Annotated in this window: 17 protein-coding genes and 1 pseudogene; 11 read left to right on the top strand and 7 right to left on the bottom strand. The window is 69.0% G+C overall.

All coding sequences use genetic code 11. From position 1 onward, the window contains the following. Positions 1-242: 242 nt before the first annotated feature. The 3 genes from ACLJK8_RS03530 to ACLJK8_RS03520 all read right to left on the bottom strand — a co-directional run bounded on the left by ACLJK8_RS03530 (position 243) and on the right by ACLJK8_RS03520 (position 3,375). On the bottom strand, positions 243-371 hold the full coding sequence (locus ACLJK8_RS03530; protein WP_413148707.1) for a hypothetical protein: 129 nt from the start codon (positions 369-371) through the stop codon (positions 243-245). Positions 372-861: 490 nt separating this feature from the next. Beyond that, on the bottom strand, positions 862-1,302 hold the full coding sequence (locus tag ACLJK8_RS03525) for a nuclear transport factor 2 family protein (protein ID WP_413148705.1): 441 nt from the start codon (positions 1,300-1,302) through the stop codon (positions 862-864). A gap of 36 nt (positions 1,303-1,338) precedes the next feature. Further along, complete coding sequence (locus tag ACLJK8_RS03520; RefSeq protein ID WP_413148703.1) at positions 1,339-3,375, bottom strand: FAD-dependent oxidoreductase; 2,037 nt, start codon at positions 3,373-3,375, stop codon at positions 1,339-1,341. 115 nt (positions 3,376-3,490) lie between these two features. On the opposite strand from ACLJK8_RS03520, the gene ACLJK8_RS03515 reads away from it, so the two are divergent. Then, complete coding sequence (locus ACLJK8_RS03515) at positions 3,491-4,066, top strand: PadR family transcriptional regulator (RefSeq protein WP_413148701.1); 576 nt, start codon at positions 3,491-3,493, stop codon at positions 4,064-4,066. Between the two features lie 124 nt (positions 4,067-4,190). Here the strand turns inward: ACLJK8_RS03515 and ACLJK8_RS03510 are convergent, their stop codons facing one another. Next, complete coding sequence (locus ACLJK8_RS03510) at positions 4,191-4,397, bottom strand: TOBE domain-containing protein (protein WP_413148699.1); 207 nt, start codon at positions 4,395-4,397, stop codon at positions 4,191-4,193. 240 nt (positions 4,398-4,637) lie between these two features. Here ACLJK8_RS03510 and gshB point away from each other — a divergent pair, with 240 nt between their 5' ends. Both gshB and ACLJK8_RS03500 read left to right on the top strand, forming a co-directional pair. Further along, positions 4,638-5,579, top strand: a complete 942-nt coding sequence (gshB, locus tag ACLJK8_RS03505; protein WP_413148697.1) for a glutathione synthase — start codon at positions 4,638-4,640, stop codon at positions 5,577-5,579. 15 nt (positions 5,580-5,594) lie between these two features. Beyond that, complete coding sequence (locus tag ACLJK8_RS03500) at positions 5,595-6,509, top strand: alpha/beta hydrolase (RefSeq protein ID WP_413148695.1); 915 nt, start codon at positions 5,595-5,597, stop codon at positions 6,507-6,509. Here the strand turns inward: ACLJK8_RS03500 and ACLJK8_RS03495 are convergent. Beyond that, positions 6,494-7,993: a YifB family Mg chelatase-like AAA ATPase gene (locus tag ACLJK8_RS03495; RefSeq protein WP_413148693.1), complete on the bottom strand. Its 1,500-nt coding sequence runs from the start codon at positions 7,991-7,993 to the stop codon at positions 6,494-6,496. The two genes, ACLJK8_RS03500 and ACLJK8_RS03495, sit on opposite strands and share 16 nt — an antisense overlap. Before the next feature lie 361 nt (positions 7,994-8,354). Here ACLJK8_RS03495 and ACLJK8_RS03490 point away from each other — a divergent pair, with 361 nt between their 5' ends. The 7 genes and pseudogenes from ACLJK8_RS03490 to ACLJK8_RS03460 all read left to right on the top strand — a co-directional run bounded on the left by ACLJK8_RS03490 (position 8,355) and on the right by ACLJK8_RS03460 (position 14,575). After that, a complete protein-coding gene (locus ACLJK8_RS03490) occupies positions 8,355-9,236 on the top strand; it encodes an RNA polymerase factor sigma-32 (RefSeq protein WP_413148691.1) in 882 nt (293 codons plus the stop codon). An 88-nt stretch (positions 9,237-9,324) separates the two neighbouring features. Beyond that, positions 9,325-10,179: a ChaN family lipoprotein gene (locus ACLJK8_RS03485; protein ID WP_413148689.1), complete on the top strand. Its 855-nt coding sequence runs from the start codon at positions 9,325-9,327 to the stop codon at positions 10,177-10,179. Positions 10,180-10,312: 133 nt separating this feature from the next. Next, positions 10,313-11,509: a bifunctional phosphopantothenoylcysteine decarboxylase/phosphopantothenate--cysteine ligase CoaBC gene (gene coaBC, locus ACLJK8_RS03480; protein WP_413148687.1), complete on the top strand. Its 1,197-nt coding sequence runs from the start codon at positions 10,313-10,315 to the stop codon at positions 11,507-11,509. A 20-nt stretch (positions 11,510-11,529) separates the two neighbouring features. Beyond that, a pseudogene (gene dut, locus ACLJK8_RS03475) lies at positions 11,530-11,967 on the top strand (dUTP diphosphatase); the annotation flags it as partial. A 113-nt stretch (positions 11,968-12,080) separates the two neighbouring features. Beyond that, a complete protein-coding gene (locus ACLJK8_RS03470; RefSeq protein WP_413148685.1) occupies positions 12,081-12,530 on the top strand; it encodes an RrF2 family transcriptional regulator in 450 nt (149 codons plus the stop codon). Positions 12,531-12,538: 8 nt separating this feature from the next. Next, the gene (cysK, locus tag ACLJK8_RS03465; RefSeq protein WP_413148683.1) at positions 12,539-13,504 is read left to right on the top strand and encodes a cysteine synthase A; all 966 of its coding nucleotides are present in this window, start codon (positions 12,539-12,541) and stop codon (positions 13,502-13,504) included. 6 nt (positions 13,505-13,510) lie between these two features. Then, on the top strand, positions 13,511-14,575 hold the full coding sequence (locus ACLJK8_RS03460; protein ID WP_413148681.1) for a HesA/MoeB/ThiF family protein: 1,065 nt from the start codon (positions 13,511-13,513) through the stop codon (positions 14,573-14,575). Between the two features lie 24 nt (positions 14,576-14,599). On the opposite strand, the gene ACLJK8_RS03455 is transcribed toward ACLJK8_RS03460, so the two are convergent. Together ACLJK8_RS03455 and ACLJK8_RS03450 are read right to left on the bottom strand one after the other, a co-directional pair. Further along, the gene (locus tag ACLJK8_RS03455) at positions 14,600-15,421 is read right to left on the bottom strand and encodes a hypothetical protein (protein WP_413148679.1); all 822 of its coding nucleotides are present in this window, start codon (positions 15,419-15,421) and stop codon (positions 14,600-14,602) included. 34 nt (positions 15,422-15,455) lie between these two features. Beyond that, positions 15,456-16,076 carry a hypothetical protein gene (locus ACLJK8_RS03450; RefSeq protein ID WP_413148677.1) on the bottom strand — a complete coding sequence of 207 codons (621 nt, stop codon included), beginning with the start codon at positions 16,074-16,076 and terminating at the stop codon, positions 15,456-15,458. Between the two features lie 450 nt (positions 16,077-16,526). Between ACLJK8_RS03450 and ACLJK8_RS03445 the strand changes: the two genes are divergently transcribed. Then, on the top strand, positions 16,527-17,111 hold the full coding sequence (locus ACLJK8_RS03445; RefSeq protein ID WP_413148675.1) for a 5-formyltetrahydrofolate cyclo-ligase: 585 nt from the start codon (positions 16,527-16,529) through the stop codon (positions 17,109-17,111). The last annotated feature ends 73 nt before the right edge of the window (positions 17,112-17,184 follow it).

Raw genomic sequence — 17,184 nt, 5'->3', positions numbered from 1 at the left:
GTCAGATGTCGCCCGGCGCGAACCGCGTCGGGGGGCGGATGCGACCCGCCGGCGCGCCGGGAGGCGCCGCGCGACGCCTCACGGCCCCGGTGGCCCGAGGCGCCGGATCTCCCTGATAGTCCGAACCGCGCCCCGGCGTCGAGCGACGTTGGCCGATCGGCTGGACACGCGGCGGATGAAGCGATGCCATGCGCCGGGATCGGCAGGGGCGCGGGCTCAGGACAGCCGCGCGAAGCGGCGCATCAGCCGCCATCTCCGATCGTGACCGGTGCGAAGTGATCGAACAGGAACCCCGCGACCTCCGCCGCTTCCGGGGGAGCTGTGATCGTGAGATCGACGGTTGCCGCGTCGTCGTGGAGGTCGAAGCGCACCGCAGCAATCCCGCTCCTTCTCGACCATCTCGCGGACCGGGGCGCGGGCCTCGGGCGCATAGGAGAGACGCAGCGTCAGCGGCTCTCGGCGCGCCGATCGCAGATGCTCGCGCGCGAGCGTTGTGATCCAGCCTGTCCGCGCCGTGAAGTCCCCGGCGCCGAGCGAGCAGGCGATCGACGTGTCGGTTGATGATGTCATGGGGATCTCCTCCCCTCGCAGGTATGAATGGTCGCCCCGGTTCTCCATAGAGCCCACGCGGCGTCCGATCGCGGCGAGGGCGATCACGCCCGGCCGAGGCCGCGACCGGGATGGCCGGCCCCGCGACAAGCGGATGTGGCATATCGACTGGTCACGGTCCGACTCCTCCGTCATCGGGAGAATGTGCCACCTCACGCAACGCGAGGTTCAAGCCTCAGGAGGGAACAAGACCGTCACCGGCTCAGGGCATGGCGCCCGGGGCGGTGGCGAGGCCCATCGTCTTGCGCGCGGTCAGGACGCGCCCTTGTAGGCGATGAGCGCTTCCCCGAGCCGGGCGCTCATCGCCTCCCCGAGCAGTTTCAACGCGTTCAGCGGGCGCACCATGACCTCGAAATCGACGATCCGGCCGTCGTCGCCGAAGCGGATCATGTCGATCCCCTTGAGGCGCTTGTCGCCCAGCCGGGCGCTGAACTCGATCACGACGCTTCGCCCATCGGCGGTGGCGAATTCGCGCTGACAGGCGAAATCCTCCAGGACGGTGTTGACGGTCTCGATCGCCATGACGAGCGCCGGCGCGGTTTCGAAACCGCGCAGCAGCGTGGGCGAGCGGAAGACCGCCTCCGGGGCGACGATCTCGGGCAGCCGGGACAGGTCGCGCCGGGCGACCATCCCGTGCCAGTGCGCCAGCGACCGGGCGGCGGCGGGGTCCAGCGTCAATTCTGTTTCGGGCATGTCGTCCTCCCCGTGGTCAGTGTCGGAAGTCGGCCGTCAGATGGTAGCCGCCAGCGTCGTCCCCTGATGGATCGCGCGCTTGGCGTCGAGTTCCGCCGCCACATCGGCGCCGCCGATCAGATGTACGCGCATGCCCGCGTCGAGGAGCGGCTGGTGGAGCGCGCGCTCCGGCTCCTGCCCCGCGCAGACGACGATCGTATCGGCGGGAATGGTCTCTTCCCGGTCTCCGAGGCCGATGCGAAGGCCGTCGTCATCGACCCGTAGATAGGTGGCGCCGGTGATCATCCGCACGCCCCGCGCCTTCAGCCCGGCGCGATGGATCCAGCCGGTGGTCTTGCCCAGTCCCGCGCCGATCTTCGAGGCCTTGCGCTGCAGCAGCCAGACCTGACGCCGCGAAAGCTCCGGCCGCGGCTCGGTCAGCCCGCCGGCGGCGGTGTAGCGCGGATCGATGCCCCATTCGGCGAAGAACTTCTCCGGATGCCGGCCCATGCTTACTCCCGTGCTGTCTCCTTCCTCCGCGTGGGTGAGCTTCTCCGCGACGTCGAAGCCGATGCCGCCCGCGCCGATGATCGCCACGCGGCGCCCCACCGAAGCGGGATCGGCGAGCGCGTCGAGGTAGCTCACGACCTTCGGATGATCGATCCCGTCGATCGCCGGCCGGCGCGGCGCGACGCCGGTCGCGAGCACAACCTCGTCGAAGCCGGCGAGATCCTTCGCCGCGACGCGGGTACCGAGGCGCAGGTCGACCCCGGCGCGCGCGACGGCGGTGCCGAAGTAGCGCAGCGTCTCGTCGAACTCCTCCTTGCCGGGGATCGTCCTCGCCACGTTGAACTGGCCGCCGATCCGCTCCGCCGCGTCGAAGAGCGTGACCTTGTGCCCGCGCTCGGCGGCGGTCCGGGCGAAGGCGAGCCCGGCCGGTCCCGCGCCGACGACGGCGATCGCCTTCGGCTCCTCCGCCGGGCGAATGACGATCTCGGTCTCGTGGCAGGCTCGCGGATTGACGAGGCAGGAGGTCACCTTCTGGGCGAAGACATGATCGAGGCAGGCCTGATTGCAGGCGATGCAGGTGTTGATCTCGTCGCCGCGGCCCTCGCGCGCCTTCCGGACGAAATCGGGATCGGCGAGGAAGGGCCGGGCCATCGAGACCATGTCGCAGGCGCCATCGGCGAGCAGCCCCTCGGCGACCTCGGGCGTGTTGATCCGGTTGGTCGCCACCAGCGGGATGCCGACCTGTCCCATCAGCCGCTTCGTGACCCATCCGAAGGCCGCGCGCGGCACCTTGGTCGCGATCGTCGGGATACGCGCTTCATGCCAGCCGATCCCGGTGTTGATGATCGTGGCGCCCGCGTCCTCGATCGCGCGGGCGAGCTCCAGCACCTCGTCGAAGGTGGAGCCGTCCTCGACCAGATCCAGCATCGAGAGCCGGTAGATGATGATGAAATCGGCGCCGACCGTCTCGCGCACGCGGCGCACGATCTCGACCGGGAAGCGGATGCGGTCGCGGTAGCCGCCGCCCCATGCGTCGTCGCGGCGGTTGGTGCGCGCGGCGATGAATTCGTTGATGAGATAGCCCTCCGACCCCATGATCTCGACGCCGTCATAGCCCGCGCGACGTGCCAGCGCCGCGCAGCGCGCGAAATCGTCGATCGTTTCCTCGACCTCCGCGCCGCTCAGTTCCCGAGGCCGGAACATGTTGATCGGCGCCTGCACGGGGGAGGGGGCCACGAGGTCGGGCTGGTAGGAGTACCGGCCGAAATGCAGGATCTGCATCGCGATCCTGCCGCCCTCGGCGTGAACCGCGTCGGTGACGACGCGGTGCCTGTGGGCTTCCTCCATGGTCGTCAGCATCGCGCCCATCTTCGCCGGCCGGCCCTGTTCGTTGGGTGCGATCCCCCCGGTCACGATCAGGCCGACCCCGCCGCGCGCCCGCTCGGCATAGAAGGCGGCCATGCGCCGGAACCCGCCCGGCAGTTCCTCCAGCCCGACATGCATCGAGCCCATCAGCACGCGATTGGGCAGGGTGGTGAAGCCCAGGTCGAGCGGGCGGTTCATCAGCGGATAATGGTCGGTCATGTAGAGCTTTCCCGCGATTCGGCTGGTCAAGGGGGCCGTGGCCCGGCTACTATTGCAACAAGTTGCATAAATCCGCGACCGCGACGTCGCGTAAGCCCCCGCGGAACCCGGACAGATGTCGCTGCCCCATGCCATCCTGATCGCGCTGACCGAGAAATCCGGCTCCGGGCTCGATCTCGCCCGGCGCTTCGGGAAGTCCATCGGCTATTTCTGGCCGGCCACGCATCAGCAGATCTATCGCGATCTGGCCCGGCTCGAGGCGGCGGGGCTGATCGCCTCCGAGGCTCAGCCGGGCGCGCGCGGCGGCAAGCGGCTCTACCGCGTCCTGCCCGCCGGTCTCGCGGAGTTGCGCCGCTGGGTTCCGCTGGGCGAGGATGGGCCGCCGCTCCGCGACGCGCTCATGGTGCGGCTGCGGGGCGAGGCGGCGCTGGGTCCGACCGGCCTCGCGGCGACGCTCCACGACAGGATCGCCGAGCATGAGCGGAAGCTCGCGGAGTACCGCGCCATCAAGGCGCGGGATTTCGGCGGTGCGCCATCATCGCGCGCCGATGCGCTGCGCGGGCTGATCCTCGACGGCGGCATCCGCAACGAAGCCGGCTGGATCGAGCTGCTGCGCGAGGCGCTGCGAATCCTCGAATCGGACGAGACCGGGCCGGAAGTCCTGCGCCGACCTTTGAAGCCCGGAGCCTGATTGGCCATCGGGGGGGACAGAAATCCGCCCGGCGGATCGGACGGTTGGGACGCCGGAAGGCGGCCCATGAATTCCGCGCGGCGGATCGGCGGACCCCGCCGGCGCGCCGCGCGGCAAGGGGTGGTCAGTCGACGCCGACCATCACGTCCGAGGCCTTGATCACCGCGTAGGCGGTCTTTCCGGCTTCGAGGCCGAGATCGTCGACGGACTGGTTGGTGATCGACGCGGTGACCACCGTGCCTCCGACATCGATCTTCACATGCGAGGTGGTCGCGCCCTTCTGGACTTCGGTGATCGTTCCCTTCAGTGCGTTCCGCGCGCTGATTTTCATAGGTGCCTCCCTGGGCTGGATCGGGACAGGGCGGGAGCCGCCCGTCCCTGGTACCGTTGGCGACGCCCGCGCGGACCTCAATGGACGGGTGCCCCGCCTCAGGTCAAGGCCGACCCCGGAAACCGCGCGGGGGCCGCCACGCCGCGGACGGAGGGTGCCGGCGGAGCCCGGGCCGGCGCTTCTTGCCAGCGTCCCGGTAGTCGGCCATGACTGGGCTCCGAATTCCGTCGGGAGAAAGCAATGCATCTCAGAGTCGCGGTCCAGATGGATCCGATCGAAGCCATCAATATCAACGCCGACAGCACCTTCCGGATCATGGAGGAGGCGCAGTCGCGCGGGCATTCGCTGTTCTACTACACGCCCGACCGGCTGGTCCTCGACGAGGGCCGGGTTCTCGCGCATGGCTGGCCCGTGACGGTGCGCCGCCAGCAGGGCGCGCATTTCGAACTCGGGGAGGAGACGACGATCGACCTCGCCGAATGGGACGTGGTCTGGCTGCGTCAGGACCCGCCCTTCGACATGGGCTATCTGACGACCACCTTCCTGCTCGAGCGGCTCCGGGACACGACGCTGGTGGTCAACGATCCGTTCTGGGTCAGGAATTACCCCGAAAAGCTCCTGGTCCTCGGCTTTCCCGACCTCACGCCCCCGACAATGATCGCGCGCGACATCGGCGCCCTGCGCGCCTTCAAGGCTCGGCATGGCGACATCATCCTGAAGCCGCTCTACGGCAACGGCGGCGCGGGCGTGTTCCGGCTCGACCCGAACGACCGCAACTTCAGCGCGCTTTACGAACTCTTCGCCTCGCTGAACCGCGAGCCGCTGATCGCGCAGAAGTTCCTGCCCGCCGTGAGCGCCGGTGACAAGCGCGTCATTCTCGTCGATGGCGAGCCGGTCGGTGCGATCAACCGCGTGCCCCAGGAGGGCGAGACCCGCTCCAACATGCACGCCGGCGGCACGCCGATGAAGGTCGCGCTGAACGACCGCGACCGGGAGATCTGCGCCCGGATCGGGCCGCTCCTGCGGGAGAAGGGACAGATCTTCGTCGGGATCGACGTGATCGGCGACTGGCTGACTGAGATCAACGTGACCTCGCCCACCGGGCTCCAGGAGCTGGAGCGGTTCGACGGAACCAATGTCACGGCGAAGATCTGGGAGGCGATCGAGCGCCGCCGCGCATAGGCCATCGGAGCGGCGATGTCCTGGCAGCTTACCGCGCTCGAACTCTGGCTCCGCTTCGTCGAGAAGCGGTATCTCGCGCGCGAGCACGACTTCACCCGCGCGCGCCAGCGGTTCGAACGCGTCGCCTCGCGGCTTCATCCGCCAAAGGACGCGCGTCTGACTTCGCGCCCGCTCGGGGATCTCCCGGCGGTCCGCGTGGATGGGCCGCCGCCCGGAACGGCGCCGGGGGCGGCGCTGCTCTGGCTGCACGGCGGCGCCTATTGTGTCGGTTCGCCCCGCACGCACGCGGCGATGGTCGCGCAGCTTGCGCGGCGGATCGGCATCGGGGCGATCCTGCCGGCCTATCGCCTCGCGCCGGAGCATCCGTTTCCCGCCGCGGTCGAGGACGTGCTCGCCGCCTATCGCGCGCTTCTCGCCGAGGGCGCCGATCCCGCGAAACTCGTGCTCGGCGGCGACAGCGCGGGGGGCGGCCTCGTCTTCGCGCTGCTCGGGTCGCTCCGCGCGGAGGGACTGCCGATGCCGGCCTGCGTCCTCGCCTTCTCGCCCTGGGTGGATCTGACGCTCTCGCAGCCGAGCCTGACCACGCTCGCGGGCCGTGAGGCGCTGCTCCCCGCGGATCGGGTGACGGAGATCCGCGACCTCTATCTGGCCGGCGCCGATCCGCGCGATCCCCGAGCCTCGCCGCTCTTCGCCGATCTGCGCGGCGCGCCGCCGACATTGATCCAGGCGAGCCGGGCGGAGATCCTGCGCGACGACGCCCGCGCGCTCGCCGAGGCGCTGGCGCGGCAGGGCGTCGAGGCGAAGCTGGAGCTCTGGCCCGCGACGCCGCATGGCTGGCAACTCTACCAGGACCAGCTGCCCGAAGCCGATCGCGCGCTCGACCGGGCGGCGGCCTTCGCGCGTCCGCGCGTCGCTCAGCCGAGCCGATAGCCCGCCGCCTCGGCGACATGGCGTCGAAGGGTGGCGGGGCTCGCGTCGAGATCGGCGATGGTGCGCGCGACGCGGAGCACGCGGTGGTAGGCGCGGGCGCTGAGATGGAACCGGGTTGCAAGCTCGCGCAGCAACAGCGCCGCGTCGGGTTCTGGCCGGGCGATGGCGGTCAGCAGTTCGCCCTCGGCGTCCGCGTTCACGAGCGCGCCGGTCACGCCCTCGAACCGGGCGCGCTGGAGGGCGCGGGCCGCGGCGACGCGTTCGGCGACCAGGGCGCTCGGCTCGCCCGCGGCCGCGGAAGCGAGATCGTCGATCGAGACCGCCGGAACCTCGACACGCAGGTCGAAGCGGTCGAGCAGGGGCCCGGAGATCCGCCCCATGTAATCCGCGCCGCAGGCCGGCGCCCGGCCGCAGGCGCGCGACGCATCGGCGAGGTAGCCGCAGCGGCACGGATTGGCGGCGGCGACGAGAAGGAAGCGGCAGGGGTAGCGCACATGGGCATTCGCGCGCGCGACCACGACCTCCCCGGTTTCGAGCGGCTGACGCAGCGTCTCCAGCACGGGCCGCGGAAACTCGGGAAATTCGTCGAGAAACAGCACGCCGTGATGCGCGAGGCTGATCTCGCCCGGTTTCGCGCCGCGTCCGCCGCCGGCGATCGCCGCCACCGAGGCGGTGTGATGCGGCTCGCGGAACGGCCGGGCGCGGCTGATCCCGCCCTCGCCGAGCAGCCCGGCGACGGAATGGATCATCGAGGTCTCCAACGCCTCCGCCGCAGCCATCGGCGGCAGGATGCCGGGCAGGCGCGCGGCGAGCATCGACTTGCCGCTCCCCGGAGGCCCGATCATCAAGAGATGATGCCGCCCCGCGGCGGCGATCTCGAGCGCGCGCTTCGCCTTCTCCTGTCCGCGCACGTCGCTCAGATCCCGCGCCTCCACCGCTCCGGCGACGATGCCCGGCTCCGCGGGCGAGAGCACGGCCTTGCCCGTCATGTGGTTGACGAGCGCGAGGAGCGAGCGCGGCGCGATCACCTGCGCGGCGCCGACCCAGGCGGCCTCGGCGCCGCGCCCCGCGGGGCAGACCAGGCCGCGCTCGGCCTCCGCCGCCGCTACGGCGGCGGGCAGCGCCCCGGTGACGGCGACGATGCCTCCGTCGAGCGACAGCTCCCCGAGTGCCACGACGCCCGCGACCGCGTCGCGCGGCACGACATCCATCTCGGCCAGAACCGCGAGCGCGATCGGCAGGTCGAAATGCGATCCCTCCTTGGGCAGATCGGCGGGGGAGAGATTGACGGTGATCCGCTTCGCGGGCAGGGCGAGCCCCATGGCGACCAGCGCCGCGCGCACCCGTTCCTTGGCCTCGGAGACCGACTTGTCCGGCAGACCGACGAGGTTGAACGCGGGCAATCCGGCCGCGATGGCGCATTGCACCTCGACCGGCCGGGCCTCGAGCCCCTGAAAAGCCACCGTATAGGCGCGGGCGACCATGGCATCCCCTCGGCAATTCGCGCGACCGTGGCCGGAGACGCGTTTCACCCGGGTTAACCGGTCCCGCGGCGAGGAGGATTTCCGGGTCCCGACGCTCGCGGCCCGCCGGCGGATGAGAATATTTCTAACTTCGGCGGGTCCCCCCACCCGGCTGGTCGATTCCCGGAAAAGTTAATGAAATTATAACTCTGCCGGATGTTTCCCTGATTTTGAGCGCCGTTCCGGGATGACCGCGGCGCGCTGGACCCGAAAATTCTGGTGATCCAAATCGCCCCCTCGCGCGTAGAGCACTGTGCAAGGGTCGAGAAGCGCGCGTTCCGCCGCGGACCGCGGTCTTCCCGCTCCCCGAGGAGGACGGCATATGGCTCTGGACGACATCGGACTTCGGACCGTCACCAAACGCGCGATGGGCGCGGAGATGCTCGACGCGGACACCGAACTCGCGCTCGCCCGCGCCTGGCGCGACGAGCGGGACGAAGCTTCGCTGCACCGGCTCGTCAACGCCTACATGCGTCTCGCGATCTCGATGGCCGCGAAATATCGCCGCTACGGCGCGCCGATGCCCGATCTGATCCAGGAAGCGGGCGTGGGGCTCATGAAGGCGGCGGAGAAGTTCGATCCCGACCGCGGCGTGCGCTTCTCGACCTATGCCGTCTGGTGGATCAAGGCGTCGATCCAGGATTACGTGATGCGCAACTGGTCGATGGTGCGGACCGGCTCGACCTCGTCGCAGAAGGCGCTGTTCTTCAACCTCCGCCGCGTCCGCGCGAAGCTGGAGCGCGAGGCGAGTGCGACGGGCGAAATTCTCGACAGCCAGCGCCTGCGCGAGATGATCGCGGAGGAAGTGGGCGTGCCGCTCCGCGATGTCGAGATGATGGACGCGCGGCTCTCCGGCGCCGACTTCTCGCTCAACGCGCAGCAGGCGGGCGAGGAAGGCCGCGAATGGGTGGAGACGCTGGAGGACGAGGCGCCGCGGGCTGAGGAGACCGTGACGCGCGACGCCGATCTCGCGCGCGTCCGGGGCTGGCTCGCCGAGGCGCTCGGAGCCTTGAATGCGCGGGAGCGGATGATCATCGTCGAGCGCAAGCTCCGGGATGAGCCGCGCACGCTCGAAAGCCTCGGCCAGGAGCTCGGCCTCTCGAAGGAACGCATCCGCCAACTCGAGGCGCAGGCTCTCGGGAAACTCCGCAAACGCCTTGAAAGCGTTAGCGGATCGGCCGCCGAGACCCTGGCGACCGCCTGAGGCGGGCGAAAGCGCGTGACGCGGGCGCGGTCGCGTGACATAGTGCGACGACATCGCCGGATGTTTTTCCGTATCTCTGGGGGTGATGATGCGGTTTGGCCCGGGCGCCATCGCGGTGCTTTTCGGTTGCGTACAGATCCCGGGTGCCTCGCAGGCTTCGACGGTGCCCGAATTCATCGACCTCGCCCGTGACGCGGACATCGTCGTGCTCGGGGAGGTGCATGACAATCCGGCGCATCACGCGAACCAGGCCGAGATCGTCGCCGCGCTCGAACCCGACGCGCTCGTCTTCGAGATGATTCCGCAGGCCGACGAGGAAGCCGTGAACAAGCTTCGCGCGAACGGCGCCGGGGAAGGCGAGGTCGCGGCCGCGCTCGACTGGGAGCGAAGCGGCTGGCCCGCTTTCGACTTCTACTGGAACATCCTCGCCGCCGCCCCGCGCGCCCAGATCTTCGGTGCCGAGCAGCCCCGTTCCGATGTGCGACGCGCAACCATCGAGGGCGCGGCGGGCGCCTTCGGGCCCGATGCGTCGAACTACGGTCTCGACCGGCCGCTTCCCGCCGCCGAACAGCGGTTCCGCGAGGCGGAACAGGCCGCGGCCCATTGCGACGCGCTTCCTCCCCAGATGCTGCCCGGACTGGTCGAGGCGCAGCGCTTTCGCGACGCGAGCCTCGCCGACGCGACGATCTGGGCGCGGACGATGACCGGCGGCGGACAGGTGGTCGTCATCACCGGCAGCGGCCACGCGGACAAGGTCCGGGGGATGCCGGCGCTCGTCGGCCACGCCCAGCCGGGCCTGAGCATCGTGACCCTCGGCCAGTTCGAACAGGACCCGGGCAACGCGGAAGACTATGACGCGCTGCTGCTGGCCCCGGCGCCCCCGCGCGAAGATCCGTGCGCGCAGCTGAGGCAGGAGCGGAGATCCGCGGAAAACCCGCCGTAGTCTCCCGCGCGATACGGCGTCCTCATGCCCGTCCCGATCCCGGGGCGCGGTGGCGTGACTTGAAGCCGGGGCGCGTGCGAACTACACTCTCGCCGCGGGGTTCAGGCAACCACCCGCGCCCGAGGTGTGAAACATGGCCGGACGCGGCATTCTCCTGATCGTCGGCGGCGGCATCGCCGCGTACAAGTCTCTGGAACTGGTCAGGCTGGCCCGGAAGGCCAGCATCGCGGTCGTGCCGGTGCTGACCCGGGCGGGCGCGGAATTCGTCACGCCGCTGTCGCTGTCGGCGCTGGCGGAGGATCCGATCCACAGCGAGCTTTTCGACCTCACCGCCGAGGCGGAGATGGGGCATATCGAACTGTCGCGCGCCGCCGATCTCGTGGTCGTCGCGCCAGCGACCGCCGATCTGATGGCGAAATCCGCGAATGGCCTCGCCGATGATCTCGCGAGCACGCTCCTGCTCGCGACCGACAAGCCGGTGCTGATGGCGCCGGCGATGAACGTACGCATGTGGCTCCATCCCGCGACCCAGCGCAATCTCGCGACGCTGAAGGCCGATGGCACGCGCTTCGTCGGTCCGGACGAGGGCGCGATGGCCTGCGGCGAGTTCGGGCCGGGACGGATGGCCGAGCCACCGGCCATCTTCGCCGCCATCGAGGCGGCGCTCGCAGGGGCGGGACCGCTGACCGGCCGCCATGCGCTCGTCACCTCGGGCCCGACGCATGAGCCGATCGATCCGGTGCGCTATATCGCCAACCGCTCCTCGGGCCGGCAGGGCAGCGCGATCGCTTCGGCGCTCGCGCGACGGGGGGCGCGCGTGACCTTCGTGACCGGCCCGGCCGAGGCGCCGCGACCGAATGGCGTCGAGGTCGTCGAGGTGGAGACGGCGCTCGAGATGCGCGACGCGGTGCTCGGGGCACTGCCCGCCGACGTGGCGATCTTCGCGGCGGCGGTCGCCGACTGGCATGTGCTGGCGCCGAGCGGGTCGAAGGTGAAGAAATCCCCCGACGGCGCGGCGCCGAGCTTCGAATTCGGCGAGAATCCCGACATCCTGAAGACCGTCTCCAATCTCTCCGCCGGGCGGCCCGGCCTCGTGGTCGGCTTCGCGGCCGAGACCGACGACGTGCTTGCCAATGCGACCGCGAAGCGGCTCCGCAAGGGTTGCGACTGGCTGGTCGCGAATGACGTGGCGCCGGCTTCCGGGATCATGGGCGGCACCGAGAACGCGGTGACGCTGATCACCGAGGCGGGCGCCGAGACCTGGCCCCGGATGTCGAAGGAGGCGACCGCCGAGGCCCTGGTCGACCGGATCGCCGAGGCGCTCGCATGACCGGGGTCGCGGTGGCGCTCATGGTCCTTCCCGGCCGCGATCCCGCGCTGCCGCTTCCGTCCTACGCGACCGAGGCGGCGGCGGGCATGGACGTTCAGGCCAATCTCGCTCCCGAGGACCGGCCGGGCGGCGTGACTCTGGCGCCGGGAGAGCGGCGACTGATCCCGACCGGGCTCGCGCTCGGCATTCCCGCCGGGTTCGAGGCGCAGATGCGGCCGCGCTCGGGACTCGCGCTCCGCGACGGGCTGACGCTCCTGAACAGTCCCGGCACGATCGACGCTGACTATCGGGGCGAGATCGGGATCATCGTGATCAACCACGGCGACCGTCCCGTCACCATCGGCCACGGGACGCGCGTCGCGCAGATGATCTTCGCTCCGGTGACGCGCGCCGCGCTGGTCGAGGCGGCGAGCCTCGATGTGACGGCGCGCGGCGCGGGCGGTTTCGGCTCGACCGGATTGGGCCCGACAGGATTGGGCCCGACGGGATTGGGCCCGACGGGATTGAGCTCGCCGGGGTCAGGTCCGGCGGGTGCGGTGGGTTCGGCGGGCGGTGCGTCCGGGAGGGACCCATGCTGAGGCTGTCGCGCAAGACCGCGCTGGCGCTCGAGGCGGTGCTCGACATCGCCTATAATGCGCGGCCCGATCCGGTGCAGTCGCGCGACATCACCGCGCGCCAGGGGATCCCGCAGCGCTACCTCGAACAGGTGCTGCAACGCCTCGTCCGGGAGGGCGTGCTGCGCGGCGTCCGCGGGCCGAGAGGTGGCTACACGCTGGCGCGGGAGCGGCGGCGGGTGACGCTCGGCGACGTGGTGCGCGTGGTGCAGGGGCTCGACACCGACGAGGACCCGTCACCGTCGACCGCCGCGCTGGGCGAGAAGGTGATCACGCCGCTCTGGGAGGATATAGAAGGCGAGATCCTGCGCCGGTTCGACGCGATCACGATGGAAGACCTCTGCCGCCGGGCCCGCGGCCAGGGCATTCCGCGCGCCGACGGCACGCTCCCCGATTTCACGATCTGAGGCGGCCGATGGACGGTTTTCCGACGGCGAGGCCCCCGCGGGGCAGGATCTACGCCGATATCACCGAAACGATCGGCGGCACGCCACTGGTGCGGCTGGCGAAACTGGCCGCCGCCGAGGGGGCGCGGGCGGAGATCCTCGCCAAGCTCGAGTTCTTCAATCCGACGCATTCGGTCAAGGACCGCATCGGCGTTGCCATGCTCGACGCGCTCGCGGCGGAGGGGGTGCTCGCCCCGGGCGGCACGGTGATCGAACCGACCTCGGGCAATACCGGGATCGGCCTCGCCTTCGTCTGCGCGGCGCGCGGCTATCGCCTCGTGCTGGTCATGCCCGAGAGCATGTCGCTCGAACGGCGCAAGATGCTGATCCTGCTCGGCGCCCGGCTGGAGCTCACGCCCGCCGCCGAAGGGATGCGGGGTGCGATCGCGCGGGCGGGCGAACTGCTCGACGAGATCCCGGGCGCGGTGATGCCGCAGCAGTTCGAGAACGCCGCCAATCCAGAGGTCCACCGCGCCACCACGGCCGAGGAGATCTGGGCCGATACCGGCGGCGCGCTCGACGTCTTCGTCGCAGGCGTCGGCACCGGCGGCACGCTGACCGGGGTCGGGCGGATGCTGCGCGAACGCGCGCCCGGCGTCCGGATCGTCGCGGTCGAGCCGGAAGACAGCCCGGTGCTCTCCGGTGGCGACGCGGGTCCGCACCGCATCCAGGGCATCGGCGCGGGCTTCGTCCCGCCGATCCTCGATACGGAGCTGATCGACCGGGTGCTCACCATCGGCAACGAGACCGCGCTCGATTTCGCCCGGCGCCTCGCATCGCTCGAAGGGATACCGGCCGGCATCTCTTCCGGAGCAGCCGTCGCCGCCGCGCTCGAGATCGCGCAGGAGCCCGGGATGGAGGGCAAGCGCGTCGTCACCGTGCTGCCGAGCTTCGCGGAGCGCTACCTCTCGACCGCGCTTTTCGACGGGATCTGAGGCCCCATGTCCGGGACCGTGGCCGTGCTTGCGACCGCGCTCATGCTGGCGGCGTTCGGTTGCGCCCGGCTGCTGCGCGCGTCCCGCCCGGTCATGGTCGCGATCCTGCTGGGCTGGCTTTTCCTTCTGGTTGCGAGCCAGGCGCTCCCGGGCGGCGATCCGGCGTTGCTCGTCTATCGCCTCGGCTGGGGCGGGCTTATCGCGGCGCCGATCCTCGGCTATGCCTTGCTGATCCGCGCGCTCCGCAGGCGGGCCCGGGCGCGGGTGACGCATCCGCCGCGGCCGCCCGCGACCGGGGCGGCGGGAGCCGGATCGGGAGGAGGCGGCATGACCCCGGACGAACTGACCAGATATGCGCGCCACATCGTCCTGCGCGAGATCGGCGGGCCGGGACAGGCCCGGCTCCGCGCGGCGCGGGTGGCGGTGATCGGCGCGGGTGGTCTTGGCGACCCGGCGCTGCTCTATCTCGCCGCCGCGGGGGTCGGGGCGCTCAGGGTGATCGACGACGACGCCGTGTCGCTCTCGAACCTGCAGCGCCAGATCCTGTTCGGGACCGCGGACGTTGGCGCCCCGAAGGCGGAGGCGGCCCGCGCCGCGCTTGACCGGCTGAACCCGCTGGTGACGGTCGAGCCGCGCGAGATCCGCCTCGACGCCGACAACGCGCCCGAACTCCTCGACGGCGCCGATCTCGTGATCGACGGCTCCGACAATTTCGCCACCCGCTACGCGGTCAACGCCGCCTGCGTCGCCCTGGGCCTCCCGCTCCTCTCCGCCGCGATGAGCCAGTGGGAGGGCCAGATCGCCCTCTTCGACCCGGCGCGCGGCGGCCCCTGCTACCGCTGCCTCTTTCCCGAGCCCCCCGCCGACGGCCTCGCCCCCTCCTGCTCCGAAGCGGGCGTGGTCGGCCCCCTGCCGGGCGTGCTGGGGGCGATGCTGGCCCTCGAAGCGGTGAAGCACATCGCAGGCGCCGGGGAGGGGCTCCGGGGACGGATGGTGCTCTTCGACGGGCTCCGGGCCGAGACGAGAGTGGTCCGGATCAGGGCGCGGGAGGGGTGCGCGGTTTGCGGGTGAGGCGGGAAGAAGGAGAGTGAAGGCTCATTGCATGCTCAATCCGCTCTCGATCAGGCCACGCATCTGTTCCTCGCCACGCTCGAACGCGGCGCCATAGATCGCGCAATCCTCGGTGCCCAACACGACATCGTCGAATTCGGAGCCCGCCAACCTTCGGATGCGACACGCGAGCGGCGGATAGCCAGGATCCACGTATGCATCGTTCGTCAAGGTGAAGAGCGCGGGCATGCCGTCGCGGATGGTCCGAAGCTGGCGCTCCGCCTCTTCGGGGAGTAGGTTCACGATAGCGCGGAAGAAGACGACCGAGGCGCCGTCCGCCTCTGCTTCCTGCTCCAGCAGGATCGAACTCGCCGACCGTCTGTGGTCGAGTATAATGTGAGAGAACTCATGCGCTTCAATCAACAGTACTGTTGAGAGGAACTTTTTCTGGAAGGAGGTCGAATAATCCATCGTGCGCCGCGTTTCGCCGGCTTGCTCAGGCTCTTGGCCAATGCGCTTCCAGAAAGGCACGGGAACTGTCAGGTCGGTCGGAACAAAGGCCGCCTGGTAGTCCGGCAACCTGGCTCGAACGTCAGAGTTCGCATCCGAAAGCGCGAGCGCGTCCATCCAACCGACGGAACGTAGAAGGAAACGACGGGGGATGTCCACTTTGGCGAATCGGTTCGCTGAGGTGGTTCGGCTTCGCGGCACTCCGGTTCCGTTGCTGAAGTTGACGTCGATGACCGTCTCGTTCCCGGTGGTTGGATTCCCTACGACGAACCTCTGTGTCGCGCCTTGTGATTCAAGCTGCCGTAAAACGGCATCATCCAGCTTGTCGAGGTATGGATCAGCCTGCGCGGGTTTCATAAAGACCAAAAAGCAAAGTACTATGGGTATTACTCTAGTTATTGTCATTAAATAACCTATTGAATTCTGCATTTATTGTCGATTCCCACTTATCGAAACCGTCAGGTGTGTTTGTAATCCCGGGATCGAATGGTTTTACTTTATGGATGGCGTGCAACTTTAGACCAATCCTGGTCATACGGCGAGCTTCATCGCTTGAAAAAGTCACTCTAGCTGGTTGATGTGATATACTGTAGTTTTCGAACGCAAGCCCAATGTTTTGATCCAGAAGGTCTCCCGCTCCGCCCAACCCAACGAAGTCATAGACTCGTAAATCGGAAGCGGTATCAGAGGTGGACGGCGCAGCGGTTTCAGAAGATGAGGAGGGCGCCCTGATCGAAATCGGATTGGAATAGCTTACCCAGGCAAATACTATCACTGATATCAAAACAAAAATAGGCGTACTCAGCGTTACTGTAAGAGCAAACCATTGAAGTTTTGCATCTACTATCTGAACTTTTCGAATTAAAACAATAAAGCAAAAAATAGCAAGAGAGAAAAATATAACTGCGATTCCGATGCGCTCAAGAACGCGTATTCTGGGGATGTCTGTTTCAAGCAAAAATGAAATCATGTCGATACCGGAATTCATAAATGAGAGAATCGCTACGATCAAGTATACTGTCGCCGCCATACAAAAGGATGTCAATCGATGGCTGCGGGCTCATCGACTTGGGTGGCCGAATGGATGGTGGCGATTGCGCATCTCGCGATGCTCCGCGGGTTGGGACGATCGTGATCGGTTTTGGGACGGCTCTGATCGAAACGGCACGCCCGGGGCCGGGAGCCGCGATGATCGACCGTACGCGCTGCTCCTCACCACCGCCCCTTCAAAACCCCCGCGTTTCCGCCTACATTACGCGCTGGCGGCTTCTGGCCTTCGCGTGACGGGCCAAATCCTAGTGGCCTTAAATATTCTTGAGGGAACCGGCTCTGTGACTGGTCCTGGCCTATCGCATCTGGTGCCCACCTGGTTAGCCAGGCTCTCAAGGATTAGACGCCCCCACGGTCGCGCTGGTTCCGCCACTTCATCCCCCCTTCAATCATCGCAGTCCCTGGACAAGACGTGACCGATCTCGAACGGCTGAAGGCCGAGGCCCGGAGCGAGGGCTACGCGGCGCGGGCGCGGGCGCATGCCGAGGGTCGCGGCGCGGCGCGGCGGGCGGCGGAGCATGCGCTGGAGGTGCTCGGCGGAATGCCCGAGGCGCGAACCGTGGCGGGCTACCTGCCGATCCGGACGGAGATCGATCCGCGCCCGGCGATGCTCGCGCTCCTCGGGCTTGGCCGCACCGTCTGCGTGCCGGTGATCGAGGCCGCCGCCCGGCCGCTGCTGTTCCGGGCCTGGACCCCGGACGCGCGGCTCGAGACCGGGCCATTCGGCGTGGCGATCCCGGCGGAGGGTGACTGGATCGAGCCCGACGCGCTTCTGGTGCCGCTCATCTCCTTCGACGACGACGGCCACCGGCTCGGCTATGGCGGCGGATTCTACGACCGGACACTCGGCAAGCTCCGCGCGCGCCGCGCGGTCAGCGCCTTCGGCTTCTGCTACGAGGGCCAGTTCGTCCGGGAAGTGCCGCGCGGCCCGACCGACGCGCCGCTCGACGGGGTGATCACGGAAGCGGGCGTCCGCTATCCGCCGGCGCCGGGCTGAGGTGTTCTCCGAGGTGCTCCTCTCGGGTTGATACCGCCGAGGTCTCCGCGAGGCGGCGCGGCGGCGGGGGACC

The sequence above is a fragment of the Amaricoccus sp. W119 genome (genome assembly GCF_047275745.1).
Classification (GTDB): Bacteria; Pseudomonadota; Alphaproteobacteria; order Rhodobacterales; family Rhodobacteraceae; genus Amaricoccus.
This window is presented reverse-complemented; position numbering and strand designations above follow the sequence as displayed.